Genomic DNA, 20,205 nt, shown 5'->3' on the forward strand with positions numbered 1-20,205 from the left:
GATTCATTCGAAACTGTGGTCTGACCCCGTTTTACGTAACAGTGCCCCTCACGTTTACGCCCCCACCCCATCTCCCCCTGTCTTTATTTCCCGCCCAGGTATATCCTTGTCGCAACGCCAATACTGCCGAGCATCCAACGGGTTTCCCAAAAAATCGCATCAACAATATAAACGGTATCCCCATGCCCATTTCCCCGACTGCTGCGCTGCGCATCGCGCTGGCCCTGGGCTGCGCCGCCTGGCCCGCCCCGAGCATGGCGGCCGACACCGCGCCCGACACGCTGGAACAGCGCGTGGCCGCCTGCATCGCCTGCCACGCCGTCAAGGAAAAGCAGGACGCCTACTTCCCCCGCATCGCCGGCAAGCCGGCCGGCTACCTCTACAACCAGCTGCTCAACTTCCGCGAAGGCCGGCGCCAGTATCCGATGATGACCTATATGGTCGACCACCTGCCCGACGCCTACCTGCACGAAATCGCCGAATACTTTTCCGACCAGCACCCGCCCTACCCGCCGCTGCCGCCGCCCGGCAACACGACGCAGGCGGCGCTGGCGCGCGGCCAGGCGCTGGTCCAGCACGGCGACATCGATAAAAAAATCCCGGCCTGCGTGGCCTGCCACGGCGCCCAGCTGACCGGCGTCGCGCCCGCCATCCCCAGCCTGCTCGGCCTGCCGTCCGACTACATCAACGCCCAGTTCGGCGCCTGGAAAAACAAGGCGCGCCGCGCCAACGCGCCCGACTGCATGGCCGTCATTGCCGCCCGCCTGTCCGACACCGACGTGGCCGCCGTCACCGGCTGGCTGGGCACCCAGGCGGCCGACAACGCGGCGCGCCCCGCCGCCAGCATCGCCATGCCGTTGCCGCTGCAATGCGGCAGCGTCCCCGCCGCACACGGAGGATGAGCGCCATGAAAAAAGTCCTCCCCTACCTGCTCGGCGCCGCCGTCCTCGTCACGGTCGCCGCCGCCGCGCTGATGCTGTATCCGCCGGACGACGCCGGCCCCGCGCCCGGCGCCACCGCCGCGCTGACGCCGGCCGCGAAAATCGCGCGCGGCGCCTACCTGGCCCAGGCCGGCGACTGCATGGCCTGCCACACCACGCGCGGCGGCGCCGCCTACGCCGGCGGCCGCGCGCTGCAAACGCCGTTCGGCAGCGTGCTCTCGCCCAACATCACCTCCGACCGCGAGACCGGCATCGGCGCCTGGAGCGCCGACGATTTCTGGCACGCGCTGCACAACGGCAAGGCCCGCGACGGCCGCCTGCTCTACCCGGCCTTCCCCTACGCCAACTACACCCGCGTCACGCGCGACGACGCGGACGCGCTGTACGCCTACTTCCAGTCGCTGCCGGCGGTACATCAAGTTAGCCAGCCGCACCAGCTGCGCTTCCCCTACAACCAGCAAATCATGCTGGCCGCGTGGCGCGCGCTGTACTTCCGGCCGGCCGTGTTCCACGCGCAGGGCGGACAATCGGTGGCGTGGAACCGCGGCGCCTATCTGGTCGAGGGCCTGGGCCATTGCAGCGCCTGCCACGCGACGCGCAACACCCTGGGCGCCAGCAACGGCACCCTGTCCGGCGGCCTGATCCCCATCCTCGGCTGGTACGCGCCGTCGCTGACCTCCGATGGCGAGGCCGGCCTCGGCGACTGGCTGCCGCAGCACGTGACGGCGCTGCTCAAGACCGGCGTGTCGCCGCGCGCCACCGTGTTCGGGCCGATGGCCGAGGTGGTGCAGCGCAGCCTGCAACATCTGGACGACGCCGACGTCGCGGCCATGGCCAGCTATCTGCGGGCGCTGCCGGCGACGCCGTCGCACAGCGATTACGAGCGCGACAAATCGGCCGGGGCCCAGGCCTTTTTGGCGGCCGGCGCCAAGCTGTATCAGGATCATTGCATCGACTGCCACGGCGCGCACGGCGAAGGCAAGGCGCCCGGCTATCCGCCGCTCGACGGCAATCGCGCGCTGACGATGGCCGAGGCGGTCAACCCGGTGCGCATCGTGCTCAACGGCGGCTTCGCGCCGGGCACGGCCGGCAATCCGCGCCCCTACGGCATGCCGCCGTTCGGACACGTGCTCAGCGATGTGGAAGTGGCGCAGGTGGTGTCCTACCTGCGCGGGACGTGGAGCAACAACGCGCCGCCGGTGTCCGGCGTCGACGTCAACAAATACCGCAGCGTGCCGCTTGATTGATTGAAGGCGCGGCGCCGTGGGGAGTGGCGGTGGCGGTCGCCGAAATCGGGCGCCCCGGACACCGCGCCCCGGCAACCTTACAGCCCCTGCTCCGCGAAGCCGAGGCGGTCGGTGGTGGCGTTGCGCGCGTCTTCCACGCTGACCTTGCCCGCCGCCAGCAGCACGCGCAGCGAGGCGTTCATGGTATGGCAGCCCTCGGCCTCCTTGCCCGTCATCCAGCCCCGGATCGCCGACACATTGCCGGTGGCGATCATCTGCGTCACCTCGGGACTGGGCGTCAGGCATTCGGTGGCGAGGTGGTAGCGCTCGCCCTGCACCGACGGCAGCAGCGCCTGGCACAGCACGCCGCGCAGCGCGTGCGCCAGCGCCTGCGACTGCGGCTCCGTGTTGCCCAGCAGCCGCACCATCTTCTGCAAGCCCAGCTCGGTCGACCGCGCGTGCAGCGAGGCCAGCACCAGCGGCCCGGACTCGGCCAGCGCCAGCGCTTCCTGCGCCGTCTGGGCGTCGCGGATTTCGCCGATGACGATCACGTCCGGCCGCTCGCGCAGCGCGTCGAGGGCGCCGAGGTAAAAACTTTCGACGTCGCCGTCGTGGCCCACTTCGCGCTGCGTGATGATGCATTTGCGCTGAGGGATCAGGGTCTCGACCGGGTCTTCAATCGTGATGATGTGGCCGGAGCGGCGCTTGTTGATTTCGTCGAGCATGGACGCGATCGTCGTCGACTTGCCCTGGCAGGTGTCGCCGATGATGAGCACCAGGCCGCTGGTCAGCTTGGCGAAGTCTTGCTCGCTCTGGCGCAGTCCCAGCGCGGCCAGCGCCAGCGGTTCCTTCGGGAAGCGCCGGATCACGCAGCCGAGCCGCCGCTTGCCCTGGAAGGTGAAGCAGTTGGCGCGGATGCGCGCCGTGTGCAGGTCGATCGAGCGGTCGAAGGCGCGGTCCTGGATCCGTTCGGCCCAGTTCGGCTCTACGACCTCGAAGAATTCTTCCAGCTCCTCGCGGGTGATCGGCGAATCGGTGACGGCGACCAGGCCTTTCGGCTGGCGCAGCATCAGCGGGCTGTTCTGGTGGATCAGGATGTCGCTGAAGATCAGCTTGGAGTTCAGCAGGTGCAGGATTTGTTCGACCAGGGTGCCGAACACCGGGTGGTCTTCATTTTCGACGTAGGACAGCGTGCGTATTTGCGACGACAAGTGATTTTCCATCTTTGCTCTGATCTCCGGGGCGTTGTAGCTGATTGCTCGGAAGAATTATAAGACCAGCGGCCCGGAAGCTCAGAGAAAAATTGCGCCGATGGCATCGCCGTGGCGCTGGATGCAACAATGGCGGCGCTTAAACGGGCTGGCGCGTCTTCGGATATTCGAAGCCGGTGCACAAATCCATCTCGTAGCGCTGGCGGCCGTCGCTGACGACGACGCGCTCGGGCGGCTCGTCGCCGGCCAGCGCGCCCGGCATCACCGGCAAGCCCTCGCCCTTGCGGATCAGGTCGTCGCAGCGCTCGTAGACGTTCTTGCAACCGGTCTCGGCGATCAGCGCCTGCACGATGGGCACTTTCCACGCGTCGACGCCGCCGGCCTCGAAGCGGCAGATCAGATAACCCTGGACGCCGCCGTACAGGTCGACCAGCAGGCCGGGCAAGCCATGTTCCTCGCCCTTGATGAGCGCCAGCAACTGGGTCGGGCCGGCCTGCTTCCAGGCGACGGCGCGCTGCTCGAGCGCGGCCTTGACGCGGCGCTTCATCAGCGCGTGGTCGATCGGCTCGTCTTCCTTGAAACTCCACATGCGGGCGCGGATCTGCGACTTCGAATTGTAGGCGGCGCGGCCGATGAACTGGCGCGACGAGGTCTGCACGATGGCGGTCGAGCCGGGCTTCATTTTTTCCTGCGGCTTGCCGTCGACCTTGTCGATGGCGGACGCGTATATCCACGGTTCGCCGGCCAGCAAGCTCTTTTCCTTGCCCTGTTTGATGGTGATGATTAACATGCTATTCCAATAAGATCGCCCGGTCGGCGCCGGGCCGGTCGGCAGTGCCGCGATGCGGCGCAATCCCGCATGATAACCGATGACTGCTCCGATGGCAGTCCAATGGCGGCGCCGACGATGGCCCGATGAGAGTCAGACCGCAGCCCGGGCGCGCCGTTCCAGGCCGCCGATTATGCATTCCAGACCGCGCCGGACACCGTCCATCGCAGCGCGGCGGCGGCATCGGCGCGCCTGCCGTAAGATGCAGCGCATGAGCACCCCAGCCTTCCCATCCTTGTCACCCTTATATCGCCGCGATGGCAACGCCAGCGGCCCACTGGAGAACCCCATGACCCGCACGCCCACCGCCACCCGTCCCCTGCCGCCCGCCTTCCGACGCGGCGCCCTGTTGCGCGGCGCCATCCTCGGCCTGGCCCTGCTGGCCTGCACCGCACCGGTCGGCACCGCCCAGGCGGCCAGCTGGTCCGGCTTCGAATCGGTCGAAGGCAACGGCCACATCACCAAACAATCGCGCGAGCTGGGCCACTTCACGGCGCTGGCCACCAGCGTCAGCGGCAACGTCGAAGTGCGCCTCGGCGACAGCGAGAGCATCACCATCGAAACCGACGACAATATCCAGCCGCTGATCGAGGCGACGGTCGAAAACGGCACGCTGCGCATCCGCCCGCAGAAAAAAAACCAGCAGTTCAACACGCACACGATGAAGATCGTGGTCCAGGCCAGGACGGTCGAGCGCATCGCCGTCGGCGGCGCCGGCTCGGTCGACGCCGCGCGCCTGCACGGCGAAAAGCTGGTGTTCGACATCGGCGGCTCCGGCTCCATCGACGCGCGCGAGGTCCAGGGCGAGGAAGTGGCTATCTCGCTCGGCGGCAGCGGCAACTTCAAGGTCAGCGGCCACGTCGAGCGGCTGCAAGTGTCGATCGGCGGTTCGGGCAAGGTTCAGGCCGGCCAGCTGGCCGCGCGCGACGTCAGGATCAGCATCGGCGGCTCCGGCCAGGCCACGGTGTCGGCGCAGCAGACGCTCAACGTCAGCGTCGCCGGCTCGGGCGATATCGGCTACTACGGCAATCCGCAGGTGAGCAAAACGGTGATGGGTTCAGGCGCCGTCAAGCACCTGGGCGGCGCGCCGATGTGATGCGATGCGGGGGCCGCGTCGGCTCAGCGGGCCGGCGCCGGCGCCGTATAAGTGAGCGCCTTGACCGGCACCTGGATCAACATGGTGTCGGTCTTTTTGTTTTTTTGCTCGATCACCAGCGTCAGCGGCACCGTTTCGCCCTCCTTCAACTGATGCTTCAAATCGAGCAGCATCACGTGGTAGCCGCCGGACGCCAGGTCGACCGGCTTGCCGGCCGGCAGATCGAGGCCGGCCACGGCATGCATCTTCATGGTCTCGCCGGCCATTTCCATCTGATGGATTTCGACCACGCCGGCCACCGGCGAACGCACCGCGACCAGCCGCGCATCCTGCGCCGATTGCAGCCGCATGAAAGCGCCGCCGGCCTTGGCGGCCGGCACGGTGGCGCGTATCCACGCATCCTTGACGCTCACCTGCGCCAGCGCGCCCGAGGCGAACGACAGCGACAACAACGACACGGCCCATAGCTTTTTCATCGTGATTCCAGAGTGATCGCGCCGCCGGCGCAAAGGCGAACGATTATAGCAGCGGCGCGCCGAGCGTATCGGAGCGGGATGGACACGCCGCAACGCCGGGGTCAAGACCCAGGGTCAAGACCGTGGGTCAGACCATCAAAACGCGCGCTCGCCCTTGATGGTTTCGCGGGCGATTTCGATGGTATCGGTGCCGTCGGTCAGCCAGATCTGGCCGTCCTGTATCGTGCATTGCAGCTGCATCGAGCGCTGCGCCATCTTGGCCAGCTGCTCGGTGGCGTCGGACGGCAAATTAATAACGGTCAGGTTCTTGCAGCGCTCGACCTTGTTGGCCAGCGCCTTCCACCAGATGTAACTGGTGGCGCTGTAGCTGTAAACGACCACATGCTCGGAACGGCCGCAGGCTTTCAAAATCACCTTCTCGTCCGGCTGGCCGACTTCCACCCACAACTGGATCGCGCCGGTCAAATCCTTTTCCCAGATATCGGGCTCCTCGACGTCGAACAGGCCCTTGGTGAAGGTCAGCGCCTCGCTGGCGTGGATGGCGAAGGCCAGCAGGCGCACCATCATGCGCTCGTCGGTCTCGGACGGATGCCGCGCCAGCGTCAGCGACTGCGTCTCGTAGAAATGGCGGTCCATGTCGGCGATCTGTAAATCGGCTTTGTATATCGTTGCTTTGAGTGCCATTTGAATCTCTATAAACTATATAAACGGTATAAATTATTTGAAGACGACGGTCTTGTCGCCGTTCTGCAAAATGCGGTGTTCGACAAACCATTTGACGGCACGCGCCAGCACCACGCACTCGACGTCGCGGCCGATGGCCGACAGCGTCTCGGCATCCATGGCGTGGTCGACGCGCTCGACGTCCTGCTCGATGATGGGGCCTTCGTCCAGGTCGCCGGTGACGAAATGGGCGGTGGCGCCGATCAGCTTGACGCCCCGGTGGTGCGCCTGCGCGTACGGCTTGGCGCCCTTGAAGCTGGGCAAGAAGGAATGGTGGATATTAATCGCCTTGCCCTTGAGCGCCGCGCACAGTTCCGGCGACAGGATTTGCATATAGCGCGCCAGCACCACCAGGTCGATCTGGTGCGTCTGCATCAGCTCAATCACTTTCGCCTCCTGCGCCCGCTTCGCCTCGGGCGGCGCGCCGGCTGCCAGCGGCAAGTGGTGGAAGGGGATGTTGTAGCTGGCCGCCAGCTGGTAAAAATCCATGTGGTTCGACACGATGGCCGGGATCTCGACCGGCAGCAAGCCGCTCTTGTAACGGAACAGCAGGTCGTTCAGGCAGTGGCCGATCTTCGACACCATCAGCATCACGCGCGGCTTGGCGCGGGCGTCGCGCAGTTCCCAGTTGAGCGCCATGGTCGCGGCCAGCGCGGCGAAATCGGCCCGCAGCAGCGCGTCGCCGATGCCGCCGTCTTCCAGCGCGAAGTGGACGCGCATGAAGAACAGCTTCGATGCGCCGTCGCCGAACTGCGCCGAATCGATGATGTTGCAACCGTGGTCGGCCAGGAATCCCGACACGCGATGAACGATTCCGCGCTGGTCCAGGCAAGAGAGGGTCAAGATGTATTCGGGATGGGTCATGAAGGCTCGCGGCGATTCGACAAGGCGGGTATTGTCGCACGCCGCGCCATCGGCACGACAAAGCCAGGCAAACTTGATAGCGATTCGATACTAAATAAACGCCGCGCCCAGGCGCCACGAGCGCGCCCCGCGGAAATAGCACGACCGTGCAATTGTCCGGTATAGTGAGGCACAAACCCTTTCTGGAGGAATAAAAATGACAACGAATGTTTTGGAGAACCTGCAATTCCGCCTGGCCGCGCGTCCGGTCGGCATGGTCAAGGACAGCGACTGGCAGCAGGTGGCGGAGCCGGTGCGCGAACTGGCCGACGGCGAGATCCTCGTCAAGGTGCTGTACCTGTCGATGGACCCGGCCATGCGTGGCTGGATGAATGACGCCAAGTCCTACATCCGGCCGGTGGCGATCGGCGAGGTCATGCGCGCCGGCGGCGTCGGCGTGGTGATCGCGTCGAAGTCGCCGCGCTTCGCGGTCGGCGAGCACGTGTTCGGCACCACCGGCGTGCAGCGCTACTGGATCGGCCCCGTCGCCGAAACCGGCCCCTCCTTCCTCAAGGTCGACCCGGCGCTGGCGCCGCTGACCACCTACCTGAACACGCTCGGCATGCCGGGCATGACGGCTTACTTCGGCCTGCTCGAATCGGGCCAGCCGAAAGCCGGTGAAACCGTGCTCGTCTCGGGCGCGGCCGGCGCCGTCGGCCAGACCGTCGGCCAGGTCGCCAGGCAGCTCGGCTGCCGCGTCGTCGGCATCGCCGGCGGCAAGGAGAAATGCGATTTCGTCGTCAAGGAACTCGGCTTCGACGCCTGCATCGACTACAAGGGCGGCTCGGTACGCGACGGCTTGAAGGAACATTGCCCGCAAGGCGTGGACGTGTATTTCGACAACGTCGGCGGCGACATCCTCGACACCGTCCTCACCCGCATCAACCTGAAGGCGCGCATCGTCATCTGCGGCGCCATCTCGCAGTACAACAACACCACGCCGGTCAAGGGGCCGGCCAATTACCTGTCGCTGCTGGTGAACCGCGCGCGCATGGAAGGCATCGTCGTGTTCGATTACGCCGACCGCTACCACGTCGGCATGGCCGCGCTCGGCCAGTGGCTGAAGGAAGGCAAGATCAAGAGCAAGGAAGACATCGTGCAGGGACTGGAAAATTTCCCGCAAGCGTTGAACATGCTATTCGAAGGCAAGAACTTCGGCAAGCTGCTGCTGCAAGTGGCGCCGGCCTGACGCCGCGTCCTTAGCCTGCAACACGGCGCGCAGCCTGCCGGGCCGCGCGCCGCCCCTACCCCGCACCATTCCCCCAAAAATTTTCAACCCGCGCGGAACTTGCGCCTGCGATCAGCGTCTACCACTTTGCCGCCCGCAGCGACGGCCTTTGTTTATCTCCGACCAACCGGATCACCCAGACGATTTTTTATCGAGGCCGCATCATGTATACAAAAGTGTTCACACCCGCCATCGCATCGCACTGCAACGTCTTGCTGACGTATTACACCGACCTGTCGCGCCGCATGCTGGACTCGGCCCAGCGCATCGGCGAACTCCATCTGCAACTGGCCCGCGACCTGATGGGCGAATGGGCCGAGCACACCCAGCGCCTGCTGGCCGCCAGGGACGCCGCCACGCTGGGCGCCACGGTCGCCGAACGCGGCTGGCTATCGGGCACGGCGCTGCGCGCCTACCAGCAGGGCGTGGCCGACGTCTACGCCCACGCCCACGCCCACCTGGCGCAGACCGCCGAAACCCATCTGCCCGCCGTCAACCGCTCGGCCACCGCGCTGGCCGAGGAATTGATACGCAACGCCAACGAGGAAGCCGTCAAGGCCGGTATGCGGCACAAAGAAATGATGGAGCGCATAGGAGCGGACGGCGACCATGGCAGCAACGGCCGCGCCCGCGCCGGGGACGAGCAGGCCGGCAGCCTGCCACATTGAGCGGGATAGCACGTGGCGCAGATCGTGGCGAAAAATCTGGAACTTTTACCAACCATGCCTCTCTAACCACACAGAGCCGCCGAATGGATTCGGACGCTTTCGGCGGACACTCTGTCCACTTTTTTTTCAGGAGATCACCATGGCCAGCAGTAACCAAGGTAGCGATCAAGGCAAAGGCAGCAAGTCCACCGGTTCCAGCAGCGCCGCCGGTTCCGGCAGTTCCGGCGCGCAGAAGGCGCCGGCCAAACGCGGTTTCGCCGCGATGAATGAAGCGCAGCAGCGGGAAATCGCCAGCAAAGGCGGCCAGGCCGCGCATCAAAAAGGCACGGCCCACGAATTCGATTCCGAAGAGGCGCGCCGGGCCGGACAAAAAGGTGGCGAGGTCGTCAGCCGCGACCGTGAACACATGGCCGAAATCGGCCGCAAGGGCGGCGAGAGCCGCCAGTCGGCCAACCGCGAAAACGGCAAGAATCCGTCGACCGTCCGCAACGGCGGCGCCGGCAACAGCGGGGCTGAACAACAGGCCGGGGGCGGCGCGCGTCAGGGACATGCCGGGCCGGAGGAGGAAGACTAGCCGCAGCCCGGCCGGCAGCGGCGCCGGACGGCTGGCGGCCGCCACGGACCAGGCAGGCCGCCCTGCGCTGGCCTGCGCTGGCCTGCGCTGCCCTGCCCTGCTCGGCCGCGTGCGACCACGGCTGGCGCTGTCAGCCCTTGACGCTGTCAGCCCTTGATCTGGTAGCGCGAGGCCGGCGTGCCGCTTTGCGCGCCGGCGAACAGGGCCGCGCGCGCCGTTTCAAACGCTGCCAGCAAACCGCTGTCTTCGACCGATGGCAGCGTGATGGCTTCGCCCATGTCCAGGCCGGCCAGCGCCGCATCGACGCAATGTTCGGGCGTCATGATGGTCGCTTGATCCAGCGCCGACAGCGGCACGCCGGAAATTTCCCAGATATCGGTCGCGGTCGCGGCCGGCAACACCAGTTGGACTTTCACCTTGGTCGCGGCCAGTTCGGCTTGCAAACCCAGGCTGAACAGCTGGACATAGGCCTTGGTGCCGCTGTAAATACTGCTGCCCGGAATCGCAAACGAACCGAGCACCGAACCGATATTAATCAGCGTGCCATGGTCGCGGGCGACGAAGCCCGGCAGCACCGCGTGGCTCAGACGGGCCAGCGCGTCGGCGTTGACGCGGTTCATGCCGTCGAGCTGAACCTGGCTGGTCTGGACCACCGGCGCCAGCGTCGACGTGCCCGCGTTATTGACCAGCAAGGTGACGCTGCTGTCGGCGGCGAGCGCGGCGGCAACGCGGTCGAGATCGGCCGCCGCGCCCAGATCGGCCACAATGGTGCTGACCTTGACGCCGTGGGCCGCGCGCAAGGCGGCGGCGACGCTGTCGAGGCGGTCGCCACGGCGCGCCACCAGGATCAGATCGTAGCCGCGCTTGGCCAGACGGTCCGCATAGATTTTGCCAAGACCGGCCGAAGCGCCGGTGACGACGGCGGTACCTGCCGCCGGATTGTGGTTGTGAGTGCTCATATCGTTTCCCGTTGTTTAAAGGTGGTGAGTGTGGGGCAATCATGATTTGTATCCTGCTTGCAATTTCAAGCATGATGCCTGTCATGCTTTGATGTGCCAAGCATGATGTATATAATGTTTGAAGTCAAGCGCGTTTTTTATTCCCTGTCACGCAACACGAAAGTCCACCATGCGATACCCCGCCGCCGAAACCGCCGAAAAGCACCAGCGCATCCTTGATGAAGCGTCGCGCCTGTTCCGCGAACGCGGATTCGGCGGCGTCAGCGTCAGCGAAATCATGAAGGCCACCGGCCTCACGCACGGCCCCTTCTACAACCACTTCGCGTCGAAGGAAGCATTGATGGCCGAAAGCCTGGCCCACGCGTCGGACATGTCGATGGCCGGAATGCGCGAGGCCGAATCCTCGCCGCAGGCGATGGTCGATTATGTGCAGGGATATCTGAGCGACTGGCACCGCGACGACCCCGGCCATGGCTGCCTGATGTCGGCGCTGGGCTCCGAGGCTAGTCGCGTGCCGGCGGTGCGGGCCGGCTTCACGGCCCACGTGCGGGCCACGATCCGCAGCCTGGCCGCCTACTATCCATGGTCGGCCAAGCGCAACGCGCGGCGCGACGCGATCCGCATGATGGCGGCGATGGTCGGCGCGATGGTGCTGGCGCGCGCCGTCGACGATCCGGAACTGTCGGAAGAAATCCTCGCCGACGTGCGCAGCCAGTTCAAGTAAGGACGCCGATGGTGGCGCCCCGCCTTGGCGCTCCGCCGATGCGGCTAGCCCAGGCGCCAAGGCGGACCAGCCACAGCTTGCCGGACGCAATGGTATGCTGTCCCCTCATCCATCCCACCGCCGACGCCATGACTCAAGGACAGTATCCCCTGCTCGACAACCCGTTCTGGCACGCCCTGTCCGGCGACCATGCCCGCCACAGCGCCGGCGGCGCGCAGGCCCGCCGCTACGCGCGCGGCTTCTCGCCCATCGTCGCCTTCGCCGATCCGGGCCAGCCGGATTTCGCCGCGCTGGCGCCGCATTGCGACCTCGGCGAACAGCTCTATTGCGACAGCTGGTCCGGCGCCGCGCCGCCGGGCTGGCGCGTCGACGCCGAGACCACCATGTTCCGCATGGTGTGGGACGGCCCGGCGCCGGCGGACGACGCGGCGCCCGACGCGGTCGCGCTCGGCCCGCAGCACGCGGCGCAGGCGCTGGAACTGGCGACACTGACGCGTCCCGGTCCGTTCGGCATCCGTACCATCGAGCTGGGCGAGTATTTCGGCTACTTCGACGGCGGGCGCCTGGTGGCCATGGCCGGCGAGCGCCTGAGCGCGGCCGGCCTGCGCGAAGTCAGCGGCATCTGCACCCATCCCGATTTCCAGGGCCGTGGCCACGCCCGCGCGCTGGCGCAAAAGCTGATCCGGCGCCAGGCGCTGCGCGGCGAGACTTCATTCCTGCACGTCATGCGCGCCAACGAAATGGCGCACCACCTCTATCTGCGCATGGGCTTCAGGGACTACCGGGAATCGGTGGTGCGGGTCATCTCGCGGACCGCGTAAACAAAAAAGCGGCGCACCGCAAGCGGCCGCCGCCCTTCCATATAAACTATTTATTTAGTTTATATCGTTCCCTGCCGGCCGCCGGTTTTTCCGGCGATGACGACATCCTCCAAATCGTCGGATACCGTATCCAGTTTGGTCGGCTTGCTGCTGTCCTCAAGATCTTCGATTTCTTCGTGCTGCTTGTTGATGCCGCTCTGCTTGAAGGGATCGGCCTTCGGTGCGGGCGCGTTCGGGTTCTGGATTTGCTGGCTCATGTCGTTCTCCTGTGGTGGCGCACGCCGCAGACGCGGCGCGATCAGCACACCCTACACCACGCCGCGCCGCGCTTCCGTGCGCTGGATTACACAAGACGGCCACCCGTTTTTCCGCTTCAATGGCGCGCCGGAATCTTCTTATACTGATGATAATAAGTCCTCGATCAAGGAGGCTCCGTGGCACACATCGACCCCGACCAGCGGCAGCGGGCATCCCGCGAAATCCTATGGATGGCCTACCTGGTCCAGATCGCCCACGGCCACCGGCCCGCGCTCTATCAGCTCCATGCGGCGGCCCGCCCACGGATGCATGCGATGGCCATGCAAGTGACCCGGTCGCACGAGGCGGCTGAGGAAGTGGTGCAAGATGTGTTCATGTATGTGTGGCTCAACGCCGCCTCCTATGACGCTAGTCGCAGCGGCATCATGACGTGGATGATGATGCTGTGCCGCAGCCGCGCGCTCGACCACCTGCGCGCGCTGGCCTCGCGCAGCCGGGTCGAGGCCGATGGCGTGGACGCCGACCACCAGGTCGACGACCGGGCCGGCCCGGAGCGCGATTGCGATCAGCGCCAGTGCGCGTCGGCGCTGCTCGCCGCCGTCGGCAGCCTGCCCCGACACAAGCGCGAGCTGCTGGTGCTGCACTATTATTCCGACCTCAGCTACGACGAAATCTCGCGGCAGACGGCGATGCCGGTGGCCACCGTCAAGACCGTGATACGGCGCGCCTGCGGCGGCCTGGTCCACCACCCGCTGCTGACGCCATGGCAGTCGGCGGCGCCGGCATGCTAGCGGCCGCCCCGCCCCGGCGCCGCTCGATGTCCACTCAGTTTTTACCATCGGCCACCAGCTCGACGTCGGCGGCGGCCGCGATGCCGCCGGCGTCCATACGCAGCACATGGTCGCCGAAGGCGCTCACGTCGTCGGGATCGTGGGTGATGATGATCATCGGGATGCGCAGGCGGCGCTGCAAGGCATCGAGTTCGCCGCGCATGCGCGCGCGCAGCGCGGGATCGAGCGCGGCGAACGGCTCGTCGAGCAGCAGCGCTCGCGGATCGGCGACCAGCGCCCGCGCCAGCGCCACCCGCTGGCGCTGGCCGCCCGACAGCTGGTGCGGCAATTGCAGCGCCACCGCATCGAGCTCGAAGGCGTGCAGCCAGTAGCGTATCGCTTCGTGGTCGACGCCGGCGGCCGGATTGAACCAGCCGCGCCGCAGCCCGAAGCCGATATTCTGGCGCACGTTCAAATGCGGGAACAGCGCGTAATCCTGGAACAGATAGGCCACGCGGCGCCGCTGCGGCGTGACGTTGAGGCGCCGCGCGCTGTCGAACAGCGGCTCGCCGGCCAGCACGATGCGGCCGCTGTCGGGCGTCATCAGGCCGGCGACGGCTTTGAGCAGCTGGCTCTTGCCGGCGCCGGACGCGCCGTAGATGACGATGCGCTCGCTGGCCGACGCGAACCGCGCGCGCAACTCGAAGCTGCGGGCGGCGGAGCGCAGCGTCTTGGCGATGTCAACTTCGATCAGCATGGTCATGGTTGTTGGCGGCGGTTGGGCGTGAGCTTGTTGGCGGCGATCAGCACCGCGACGCAGGTCAGCGAGGTGATGACGACGAGCAGGTTGGCGCTGTCGTCCTGGCCCGCCTGCACCGCCTCGTAGACGGCGATCGACAGCGTCTGCGTCTTGCCGGGGATGCTGCCGGCGACCATCAGCGTGGCGCCGAATTCGCCCATGGCGCGCGCGAACGCCAGCAGGGCGCCGGCCAGCACGCCGCGCCAGGCCAGCGGCAAGGTCACGCGCAGGAACACGCCGAAGGGCGCGATGCCGAGCACGCGGGCGGCCTGCTCGAATTGCAGGTCCACCGTTTCAAACGCGCTGCGCGCCGATTTGAGCACCAGCGGCAGCGACACCACGGCCGCCGCGATCACCGCCGCCTGCCACGTGAAAATCAGGTTGATGCCGAAGCCGCGTTGCAGCCAGCCGCCCAGCGCGCCGTTGCGGCCCAGGATCACCAGCAGGTAGTAGCCGAGTACGGTCGGCGGCATCACCATCGGCAGCGTCAGCAGCGCGTCCAGCAGTTCGCGGCCGGGGAAGCGGCCGCGCGCCAGCAGGTAGCCGAGCGCGATGCCGAGCGCCACGTCGATGGCCGTGGCCCAGCACGCCACTTTCAGCGACAGCGCCAGCGCCACCCAGGCCGGCTCGGACCACAGCGCAGTCACGGGCGGCCGAAACCGTACCGGGCGAGGATGGCTTGCGCGGCCGGCGTCATCACGTAGGCGAGGAACTGGCGGCCGGCCTCATGCTGCGGGCCGGCGCCGATGACGGCGATGGGGTACAGCACCGGCGTTTCCGTCGGCACCGTCACGACCACCTTCACCTTGTCCTTCTGGATCGCGGCATCGGTGGCGTAGACGAAGCCGGCGTCGACTTCGCCGCGCGCCACGTAGTCCAGGCTCTGGCGCACCGACGTGCCGTAGATCGCCTTCGGCTCGACGGCCGCCCACAGTTTGGCCTGTTCCAGCGTCTGCCTGGCGTAGCGGCCGATCGGCACGCTGGCCGGATTGCCCAGCGTGATGCGCTTGACGCCGGCCTTTTGCACGTCGGCCAGCCGCGTCAGGCCCAGCGCGCTGTCGGCCGGCACGATCAACACCACACTGTTGCTGACGAAGTTGGTGCGCGTGCCGGCCTGCAAGAGCTTGAGGCTGTCGGCCTTGTCCATCGCCTCCTGGTCGGCCGAGGCGAACACGTCGACCGGCGCGCCCTTGGCGATCTGCGCCACCAGCGCGTCGGAGGCGGCGAAGTTGAGCAGCACCTTGTCGCCGGCGTGGTCCTTTTCGTAGGCCAGGGCGATATCCTTGAAGGCGTTGGTCAGGCTGGCCGCGGCCGAGACCGTGATGTCGGTGGCGCCGGCACCGGCGGCGCAGGCGCCGAGCAGCAGGCCGAAGATCAGTTTGGACGGGGTGGCGGCGGTCATGGTGATCCTTATCGGTGGGGGTCGGCAAGCGGGTAGTGGCTCAAAGCGCAATATACCGGATTATATAGCGCTTGCCGCGCCGGCCGCCGCGGCAGCAATATTTTGTGTATCCGATAGGCAAACGGCGGATAAGCTTCTATAATTTCAGTCATTACTGAAAATTCAGAACTTACAATATGACCAATCTCACTCCCCTGGCCCAGAAATTCATCTCGCACTTCGGAGAAATGGGCAGCCGCTGGGGCATCAACCGGACCGTCGGGCAGATTTACGCCCTGCTGTACGTGCTGGCCAAGCCGCTCAACGCCGACGACATCGCCGGCCACCTGGGTTTTTCGCGCTCCAACGTCTCGATGGGCTTGAAGGAACTGCAAGCCTGGCGCCTGGTGAAACTGCTGCACCAGCCGGGCGACCGGCGCGAATATTTTGAGCCGCCGAAAGACATCTGGGACATTTTCAAGGCCCTGCTGGAAGAACGCCGCCGCCGCGAAATCGAGCCCACGCTGTCGATGCTGCGCGACGCGCTGCTGGAAACGCCGGACAACGAGGTCGACCGCGTGGCCCAGCGGCGCATGCGCGAAATGTATGACTTGATCGAACTGTCGAGCAGCTGGTTCGACGACGTGCAGCGCCTGTCGCCGGAAACGCTGGCCTCGCTGATGAAGATGGGCGCCACCGTCGGCAAGCTGCTCGACGTCGGCGGTACCGTGCGCAGCAAGCTGGGACTGGGCCGCAGCGGCGCCGGCACCACGCCCGCCGTCAAGGCCGCCGACCTCGCCGGCCTGGGCGACCTCGGCGAACTTGACGACCTCAGCGACCTCAGCGACCTGAGCGATATGAGCGGGCTGAGCGACCTGAGCGACCTGAACGCGGACCAGGACCCATCATGATCCACCGCCGCCTGCATGGCACCACGCTGGCGGCGGCCATCACTGCGGCGCTGCTGCTCAAGGCGCTGCTTTTATACGGGCTGTGGACGGCGTTTTTCGCGCAGCCGCAAGCGGTCCACATGCACATGCCGGCGGCGCTGGTGGCGCAGCACCTGCTCGGTTCCGAGACCGGCGCGCGCCCCGCGACCGCCGCGACCATCACGCCGACCGCACCCGCACCGACACCCCGCGCCCGCGCCGCAGCACCCGCGCCCGCGCCCGAATTTGCACCCCCACCCGCATCCTTACCAAGCCCCCCTCCTCCTACCCCTTCCAAAGGTGAACGATGAATCCCCTCGACGACGTCGTCAATTTATCGCGGCTGCAATTCGCCGCCACGGCCCTCTACCACTTCCTGTTCGTGCCGCTCACGCTGGGCCTGTCCTGGATACTGGTCATCATGGAATCGGTCTACGTCATGACCGGCAAAGAGATTTACCGCGACATGACCAGGTTCTGGGGCAAGCTGTTCGGCATTAACTTCGCCATGGGCGTGGCCACCGGCATCACGCTGGAATTCCAGTTCGGCACCAACTGGGCCTATTACTCGCACTACGTGGGCGACATCTTCGGCACCCCGCTGGCCATCGAAGGCTTGATGGCCTTCTTCCTCGAATCGACCTTCGTCGGCCTGTTCTTCTTTGGATGGGCAAAGCTGTCGAAAGTTCAGCACCTGGGCGTGACTTTTCTCGTCGCCTTCGGTTCCAGCCTGTCGGCGCTGTGGATCTTGATCGCCAACGGCTGGATGAACCATCCCGTGGGCGCCGAGTTCAACTACGAAACCATGCGCATGGAACTGACCAGCATCGTCGACATCATCTTCAACCCGGTGGCGCAGGTGAAATTCGTGCACACGGCCGCGGCCGGCTACGTGACGGCGTCGATGTTCGTGCTCGGCATCTCCTCCTTTTACCTGCTCAAGGCGCGCGACATTCCCTTCGCGCTGCGCTCCTTCGCCATCGCCGCCGGTTTCGGGCTGGCGTCGACGCTGTCGGTGATCGTGCTCGGCGACGAGTCCGGCTACACGGCCGGCGAAGTCAACAAAACCAAGCTGGCCGCCATCGAAGCCGAATGGGAAACCCAGCCGGCGCCGGCGCCCATCACCGTCGTCGGCTGGCCCAACGACCAGACCGAGCACACCGACTACGCGGTGAAAATCCCCTACGTGCTGGGCCTGATCGCCACGCGCTCGGTCGACAAGCCGGTCACCGGCATCAAGGAACTCAAGCAAGGCAACGAAGTCCGCATCCGCAACGGCATGAAAGCCTACGCCGCGCTGACGCGGCTGAAATCCGGCGACAAGTCGCCCGAGGCGCGCGCCGCCTTCGACGGCCTCAAGGACGATCTCGGCTACGGCCTGCTGCTGAAGAAATACGCGCCCAAGGTCGTCGACGCCACCGAGGCGCAAATCAAGCTGGCCGTCAACGACACCGTGCCGCACGTGGCGCCGATATTCTGGTCCTTCCGCATCATGGTCGGACTGGGCCTGCTGTTCCTGTTCATCTTCAGCTGCTCGTTCTTCTTCCTGATCCGCAAGCGCCTGGCCGCGCAGCGCTGGCTGCTCAAGCTGGCCGTGATCGCCATTCCGCTGCCCTGGGTGGCGGCCGAGCTGGGCTGGGTGGTGGCCGAATATGGACGCCAGCCGTGGACCATCGCCGGCATCTTGCCCACGCATTTGTCGGCGTCGATGGTGCCGGTCGGCAGCCTCTACTTCAGCCTGGCCGGCTTCCTCGGCTTCTACACCTTCCTGCTGGTGATAGAAATGACGCTGATGGTCAAGTTCGCGCGCAAGGGGCCGAGCAGCCTGCACACCGGCAAATACCACTGGGAACAAACCGCCGCCACGGCCGCCACGGCCACCATTTAAGGAGCCATCATGCTATTCGACTATGAAACCTATAAAGTGATCTGGTGGTGCTTCGTCGGCGTGCTGCTGATCGGCTTCGCGCTGACCGACGGCTTCGACTTCGGCGTCGGCATGGCGCTGCCCTTCCTCGGCAAGAACGACGGCGAACGGCGCGTCATCATCAACACCATCGGGCCCACGTGGGAAGGCAACCAGACCTGGTTCGTCGCCGCCGGCGGCTGTTTGTTCGCGGCCTGGCCGCTGGTCTACGCGGCCGCCTTTTCCGGCTTTTACATCGCGCTGATGCTGACGCTGTTCGCGCTGTTCTTCCGCCCCGTCGGCTTCGACTACCGCGGCAAGATCGCCGACCCGCGCTGGCGCGGCGCCTGGGACTGGGGCCTGTTCGCCGGCGGCTTCGTGCCGCCGCTGATCTTCGGCGTCGCCTTCGGCAACCTGCTGCAGGGCGTGCCCTTCCACTACGACGACACCATGCGCATGGAATACACCGGCAATTTCTTCGGCCTGCTCAATCCCTTCGGCCTGCTGTCGGGCGTGCTCAGCGTGGCGATGCTGGCCATGCACGGCGCCACCTTCCTGCACCAGAAAACCGTGGGCGACATCGCCCGCCGCGCCCGTCTCACGGCGATGGTGGCGGCGGTACTGGTGATCGTCGTCTTCGCCGCCGCCGGCGTGTGGATCGCCAACGGCATCGACGGTTTCCGCATCACCGCCATGCCGGACACGAACAGCGCCTTCATGCCGGTGGCGAAAACGGTGGTGCGCGCCAGCGGCGCCTGGCTGGACAACTACGGCCGCTGGCCGCTGCTGCGCGCCCTGCCGATCATCGCCTTCGGCGGCGCGCTGCTGGTGATACTTTGCAGCGCGCGGCGCTGGACGCTGCCGGCCTTCCTCGCCAGCGGCCTGACGGTGGCCGCCATCATCCTGACGGCGGGCGCCTCGATGTTCCCCTTCGTGATGCCGTCGTCGCTGGCGCCGGCGAGCAGCCTGACGGCGTGGGACGCCGTGGCCAGCCATAAAAGCCTGGCCGTGATGTTCTGGGTGGTGTTGATTATGCTGCCTATCGTGATGCTCTACACCGGCTGGGTCTATCGCGTGGTGCGCGGCAAGGTCACACTGGAAGACATCCGCGACAACGAACACACGGCTTATTGATTACCGATCTATTTCAAGGAGAACACAATGTGGTATTTCACCTGGATACTGGGCATAGGCCTGGCGCTGGCGGCGGCCATCATCAACGTGCTGTGGCTGGAATCGAACTACGCCTTCGGCCAGCGCGACGAGGAAGTCACGCGCGCCAGTTTTGAAGACGCCAGCAAGCCGAAGCGGCCGCGCGCGTGAACCCAGGCGCCGCCTTCGACGAGCGGCGCGGCGAGCATGCGGGAGTAGCGATACTCGGCATCCGACCGCGCCGCTTTGCTCAGCGTCCAGGCGGATGTGCTATATTCGCGGCCCGCGCCGTCCGCTCCGTGACGATGCCCTTCTTTCCGCAGCCGCCATGTCTCCCCTGAAGTATCTCAGCGCTTATTCCGAACAGACCCAAGAGCAAGTCCAGCAACTGCTGGCGCAAAACAAGCTGGGCGAGGTGCTGCTCAAACGCTACCCCAAGTCGCACGAGCTGCGCACCGACAAGGCGCTGTACCAGTACGTGCAGGAGCTGAAGACCGAATATCTGCGCAACGCCGAGCCGATCAACAAGGTCGAGTACGACAGCAAGATCCACGTCATCAACCACGCGCTGGGCTTGCACACCTCGATCTCGCGCGTCCAGGGCGGCAAGCTCAAGGCCAAACACGAGATC

The 20,205-nt window shown here is 66.0% G+C and carries 24 protein-coding genes and 1 pseudogene; 15 read left to right on the plus strand and 10 right to left on the minus strand.

The features are described 5' to 3' along the window. The first annotated feature begins 254 nt into the window (after nucleotides 1–254). Entirely contained in the window at nucleotides 255–902 is a 648-nt protein-coding gene (locus Q0S71_RS02675; protein WP_295990998.1) for a c-type cytochrome, read from the plus strand. A 5-nt stretch (nucleotides 903–907) separates the two neighbouring features. Beyond that, nucleotides 908–2,188, plus strand: a complete 1,281-nt coding sequence (locus Q0S71_RS02680) for a cytochrome c (RefSeq protein ID WP_295990952.1) — start codon at nucleotides 908–910, stop codon at nucleotides 2,186–2,188. Between the two features lie 77 nt (nucleotides 2,189–2,265). On the opposite strand, the gene Q0S71_RS02685 is transcribed toward Q0S71_RS02680, so the two are convergent. Further along, nucleotides 2,266–3,390: an ATPase, T2SS/T4P/T4SS family gene (locus tag Q0S71_RS02685; RefSeq protein WP_295990955.1), complete on the minus strand. Its 1,125-nt coding sequence runs from the start codon at nucleotides 3,388–3,390 to the stop codon at nucleotides 2,266–2,268. Nucleotides 3,391–3,517: 127 nt separating this feature from the next. Further along, a complete protein-coding gene (locus Q0S71_RS02690) occupies nucleotides 3,518–4,168 on the minus strand; it encodes an SAM-dependent methyltransferase (RefSeq protein ID WP_295990959.1) in 651 nt (216 codons plus the stop codon). A 328-nt stretch (nucleotides 4,169–4,496) separates the two neighbouring features. On the opposite strand from Q0S71_RS02690, the gene Q0S71_RS02695 reads away from it, so the two are divergent. After that, complete coding sequence (locus tag Q0S71_RS02695; RefSeq protein WP_295990962.1) at nucleotides 4,497–5,303, plus strand: head GIN domain-containing protein; 807 nt, start codon at nucleotides 4,497–4,499, stop codon at nucleotides 5,301–5,303. Nucleotides 5,304–5,326: 23 nt separating this feature from the next. Here the strand turns inward: Q0S71_RS02695 and Q0S71_RS02700 are convergent, their stop codons facing one another. From Q0S71_RS02700 to purU, 3 genes are all read right to left on the minus strand, one after another. Beyond that, nucleotides 5,327–5,779, minus strand: a complete 453-nt coding sequence (locus tag Q0S71_RS02700; RefSeq protein WP_295990964.1) for a copper chaperone PCu(A)C — start codon at nucleotides 5,777–5,779, stop codon at nucleotides 5,327–5,329. 135 nt (nucleotides 5,780–5,914) lie between these two features. Next, nucleotides 5,915–6,463: a YaeQ family protein gene (locus tag Q0S71_RS02705; protein WP_295990967.1), complete on the minus strand. Its 549-nt coding sequence runs from the start codon at nucleotides 6,461–6,463 to the stop codon at nucleotides 5,915–5,917. A gap of 33 nt (nucleotides 6,464–6,496) precedes the next feature. After that, on the minus strand, nucleotides 6,497–7,366 hold the full coding sequence (purU, locus tag Q0S71_RS02710) for a formyltetrahydrofolate deformylase (protein ID WP_295990970.1): 870 nt from the start codon (nucleotides 7,364–7,366) through the stop codon (nucleotides 6,497–6,499). Between the two features lie 196 nt (nucleotides 7,367–7,562). On the opposite strand from purU, the gene Q0S71_RS02715 reads away from it, so the two are divergent. From Q0S71_RS02715 to Q0S71_RS02725, 3 genes are all read left to right on the plus strand, one after another. Next, complete coding sequence (locus Q0S71_RS02715; protein WP_295990973.1) at nucleotides 7,563–8,594, plus strand: NADP-dependent oxidoreductase; 1,032 nt, start codon at nucleotides 7,563–7,565, stop codon at nucleotides 8,592–8,594. Between the two features lie 203 nt (nucleotides 8,595–8,797). Next, nucleotides 8,798–9,301, plus strand: coding sequence for a phasin family protein (locus tag Q0S71_RS02720; RefSeq protein WP_295990974.1), 504 nt, complete (start codon nucleotides 8,798–8,800; stop codon nucleotides 9,299–9,301). 139 nt (nucleotides 9,302–9,440) lie between these two features. Continuing rightward, nucleotides 9,441–9,875 carry a KGG domain-containing protein gene (locus Q0S71_RS02725; protein ID WP_295990975.1) on the plus strand — a complete coding sequence of 145 codons (435 nt, stop codon included), beginning with the start codon at nucleotides 9,441–9,443 and terminating at the stop codon, nucleotides 9,873–9,875. A 146-nt stretch (nucleotides 9,876–10,021) separates the two neighbouring features. Here the strand turns inward: Q0S71_RS02725 and Q0S71_RS02730 are convergent, their stop codons facing one another. Further along, on the minus strand, nucleotides 10,022–10,834 hold the full coding sequence (locus tag Q0S71_RS02730; RefSeq protein WP_295990976.1) for an SDR family oxidoreductase: 813 nt from the start codon (nucleotides 10,832–10,834) through the stop codon (nucleotides 10,022–10,024). Nucleotides 10,835–11,003: 169 nt separating this feature from the next. On the opposite strand from Q0S71_RS02730, the gene Q0S71_RS02735 reads away from it, so the two are divergent. Together Q0S71_RS02735 and Q0S71_RS02740 are read left to right on the plus strand one after the other, a co-directional pair. Continuing rightward, a complete protein-coding gene (locus tag Q0S71_RS02735) occupies nucleotides 11,004–11,558 on the plus strand; it encodes a TetR/AcrR family transcriptional regulator (protein WP_295990977.1) in 555 nt (184 codons plus the stop codon). Between the two features lie 128 nt (nucleotides 11,559–11,686). Next, entirely contained in the window at nucleotides 11,687–12,379 is a 693-nt protein-coding gene (locus Q0S71_RS02740) for a GNAT family N-acetyltransferase (protein WP_295990978.1), read from the plus strand. A 59-nt stretch (nucleotides 12,380–12,438) separates the two neighbouring features. Here Q0S71_RS02740 and Q0S71_RS02745 read toward each other — a convergent pair whose 3' ends face one another. Next, nucleotides 12,439–12,636, minus strand: coding sequence for a hypothetical protein (locus Q0S71_RS02745; protein WP_295990979.1), 198 nt, complete (start codon nucleotides 12,634–12,636; stop codon nucleotides 12,439–12,441). 177 nt (nucleotides 12,637–12,813) lie between these two features. On the opposite strand from Q0S71_RS02745, the gene Q0S71_RS02750 reads away from it, so the two are divergent. Further along, nucleotides 12,814–13,428, plus strand: coding sequence for a sigma-70 family RNA polymerase sigma factor (locus tag Q0S71_RS02750; RefSeq protein WP_295990980.1), 615 nt, complete (start codon nucleotides 12,814–12,816; stop codon nucleotides 13,426–13,428). A 34-nt stretch (nucleotides 13,429–13,462) separates the two neighbouring features. Here the strand turns inward: Q0S71_RS02750 and Q0S71_RS02755 are convergent, their stop codons facing one another. From Q0S71_RS02755 to modA, 3 genes are read right to left on the minus strand one after another with little or no spacing between them, the layout of a single operon-like run. After that, nucleotides 13,463–14,164 carry an ATP-binding cassette domain-containing protein gene (locus Q0S71_RS02755; RefSeq protein WP_295990981.1) on the minus strand — a complete coding sequence of 234 codons (702 nt, stop codon included), beginning with the start codon at nucleotides 14,162–14,164 and terminating at the stop codon, nucleotides 13,463–13,465. 2 nt (nucleotides 14,165–14,166) lie between these two features. Beyond that, the gene (gene modB, locus Q0S71_RS02760; protein ID WP_295990983.1) at nucleotides 14,167–14,853 is read right to left on the minus strand and encodes a molybdate ABC transporter permease subunit; all 687 of its coding nucleotides are present in this window, start codon (nucleotides 14,851–14,853) and stop codon (nucleotides 14,167–14,169) included. Next, complete coding sequence (modA, locus tag Q0S71_RS02765; protein ID WP_295990985.1) at nucleotides 14,850–15,608, minus strand: molybdate ABC transporter substrate-binding protein; 759 nt, start codon at nucleotides 15,606–15,608, stop codon at nucleotides 14,850–14,852. Before modA ends, modB begins: the two co-directional genes overlap by 4 nt. Before the next feature lie 176 nt (nucleotides 15,609–15,784). Between modA and Q0S71_RS02770 the strand changes: the two genes are divergently transcribed. The 6 genes and pseudogenes from Q0S71_RS02770 to Q0S71_RS02795 form a co-directional block, all read left to right on the plus strand. Further along, the gene (locus tag Q0S71_RS02770; RefSeq protein ID WP_295990987.1) at nucleotides 15,785–16,498 is read left to right on the plus strand and encodes a GbsR/MarR family transcriptional regulator; all 714 of its coding nucleotides are present in this window, start codon (nucleotides 15,785–15,787) and stop codon (nucleotides 16,496–16,498) included. Then, nucleotides 16,495–16,827 (plus strand): cytochrome oxidase putative small subunit CydP, encoded by a 333-nt coding sequence (cydP, locus tag Q0S71_RS02775; RefSeq protein WP_295990989.1) that lies wholly within the window; start codon nucleotides 16,495–16,497, stop codon nucleotides 16,825–16,827. Before Q0S71_RS02770 ends, cydP begins: the two co-directional genes overlap by 4 nt. After that, nucleotides 16,824–18,404, plus strand: coding sequence for a cytochrome ubiquinol oxidase subunit I (locus Q0S71_RS02780; RefSeq protein ID WP_295990991.1), 1,581 nt, complete (start codon nucleotides 16,824–16,826; stop codon nucleotides 18,402–18,404). Before cydP ends, Q0S71_RS02780 begins: the two co-directional genes overlap by 4 nt. Before the next feature lie 9 nt (nucleotides 18,405–18,413). Next, nucleotides 18,414–19,556 carry a cytochrome d ubiquinol oxidase subunit II gene (gene cydB, locus Q0S71_RS02785; RefSeq protein WP_295990993.1) on the plus strand — a complete coding sequence of 381 codons (1,143 nt, stop codon included), beginning with the start codon at nucleotides 18,414–18,416 and terminating at the stop codon, nucleotides 19,554–19,556. Between the two features lie 27 nt (nucleotides 19,557–19,583). After that, complete coding sequence (cydX, locus tag Q0S71_RS02790) at nucleotides 19,584–19,745, plus strand: cytochrome bd-I oxidase subunit CydX (RefSeq protein ID WP_295990996.1); 162 nt, start codon at nucleotides 19,584–19,586, stop codon at nucleotides 19,743–19,745. 157 nt (nucleotides 19,746–19,902) lie between these two features. Beyond that, nucleotides 19,903–20,205 (plus strand): annotated as a pseudogene (locus Q0S71_RS02795) (metal-dependent hydrolase); the annotation flags it as partial.

Source organism: Rugamonas sp. (assembly GCF_025354735.1).
In the GTDB taxonomy this organism is placed as follows: domain Bacteria; phylum Pseudomonadota; class Gammaproteobacteria; order Burkholderiales; family Burkholderiaceae_D; genus Rugamonas.

Excerpts from the sequence above, each read along its gene's own strand:
- Q0S71_RS02725 (WP_295990975.1), top strand. The coding sequence starts at position 9,441 with ATGGCCAGCAGTAACCAAGGTAGCGATCAAGGCAAAGGCAGCAAGTCC.
- Q0S71_RS02715 (WP_295990973.1), top strand. The coding sequence starts at position 7,563 with ATGACAACGAATGTTTTGGAGAACCTGCAATTCCGCCTGGCCGCGCGT.
- Q0S71_RS02680 (WP_295990952.1), top strand. The coding sequence starts at position 908 with ATGAAAAAAGTCCTCCCCTACCTGCTCGGCGCCGCCGTCCTCGTCACG.
- Q0S71_RS02675 (WP_295990998.1), top strand. The coding sequence starts at position 255 with ATGGCGGCCGACACCGCGCCCGACACGCTGGAACAGCGCGTGGCCGCC.
- Q0S71_RS02700 (WP_295990964.1), bottom strand. The coding sequence starts at position 5,779 with ATGAAAAAGCTATGGGCCGTGTCGTTGTTGTCGCTGTCGTTCGCCTCG.
- purU (WP_295990970.1), bottom strand. The coding sequence starts at position 7,366 with ATGACCCATCCCGAATACATCTTGACCCTCTCTTGCCTGGACCAGCGC.
- Q0S71_RS02720 (WP_295990974.1), top strand. The coding sequence starts at position 8,798 with ATGTATACAAAAGTGTTCACACCCGCCATCGCATCGCACTGCAACGTC.
- cydX (WP_295990996.1), top strand. The coding sequence starts at position 19,584 with ATGTGGTATTTCACCTGGATACTGGGCATAGGCCTGGCGCTGGCGGCG.
- Q0S71_RS02770 (WP_295990987.1), top strand. The coding sequence starts at position 15,785 with ATGACCAATCTCACTCCCCTGGCCCAGAAATTCATCTCGCACTTCGGA.
- Q0S71_RS02705 (WP_295990967.1), bottom strand. The coding sequence starts at position 6,463 with ATGGCACTCAAAGCAACGATATACAAAGCCGATTTACAGATCGCCGAC.
- Q0S71_RS02730 (WP_295990976.1), bottom strand. The coding sequence starts at position 10,834 with ATGAGCACTCACAACCACAATCCGGCGGCAGGTACCGCCGTCGTCACC.
- Q0S71_RS02695 (WP_295990962.1), top strand. The coding sequence starts at position 4,497 with ATGACCCGCACGCCCACCGCCACCCGTCCCCTGCCGCCCGCCTTCCGA.
- modA (WP_295990985.1), bottom strand. The coding sequence starts at position 15,608 with ATGACCGCCGCCACCCCGTCCAAACTGATCTTCGGCCTGCTGCTCGGC.
- Q0S71_RS02755 (WP_295990981.1), bottom strand. The coding sequence starts at position 14,164 with ATGCTGATCGAAGTTGACATCGCCAAGACGCTGCGCTCCGCCGCCCGC.
- cydP (WP_295990989.1), top strand. The coding sequence starts at position 16,495 with ATGATCCACCGCCGCCTGCATGGCACCACGCTGGCGGCGGCCATCACT.
- Q0S71_RS02735 (WP_295990977.1), top strand. The coding sequence starts at position 11,004 with ATGCGATACCCCGCCGCCGAAACCGCCGAAAAGCACCAGCGCATCCTT.
- Q0S71_RS02690 (WP_295990959.1), bottom strand. The coding sequence starts at position 4,168 with ATGTTAATCATCACCATCAAACAGGGCAAGGAAAAGAGCTTGCTGGCC.
- Q0S71_RS02745 (WP_295990979.1), bottom strand. The coding sequence starts at position 12,636 with ATGAGCCAGCAAATCCAGAACCCGAACGCGCCCGCACCGAAGGCCGAT.
- Q0S71_RS02685 (WP_295990955.1), bottom strand. The coding sequence starts at position 3,390 with ATGGAAAATCACTTGTCGTCGCAAATACGCACGCTGTCCTACGTCGAA.
- cydB (WP_295990993.1), top strand. The coding sequence starts at position 18,414 with ATGCTATTCGACTATGAAACCTATAAAGTGATCTGGTGGTGCTTCGTC.
- Q0S71_RS02740 (WP_295990978.1), top strand. The coding sequence starts at position 11,687 with ATGACTCAAGGACAGTATCCCCTGCTCGACAACCCGTTCTGGCACGCC.
- Q0S71_RS02780 (WP_295990991.1), top strand. The coding sequence starts at position 16,824 with ATGAATCCCCTCGACGACGTCGTCAATTTATCGCGGCTGCAATTCGCC.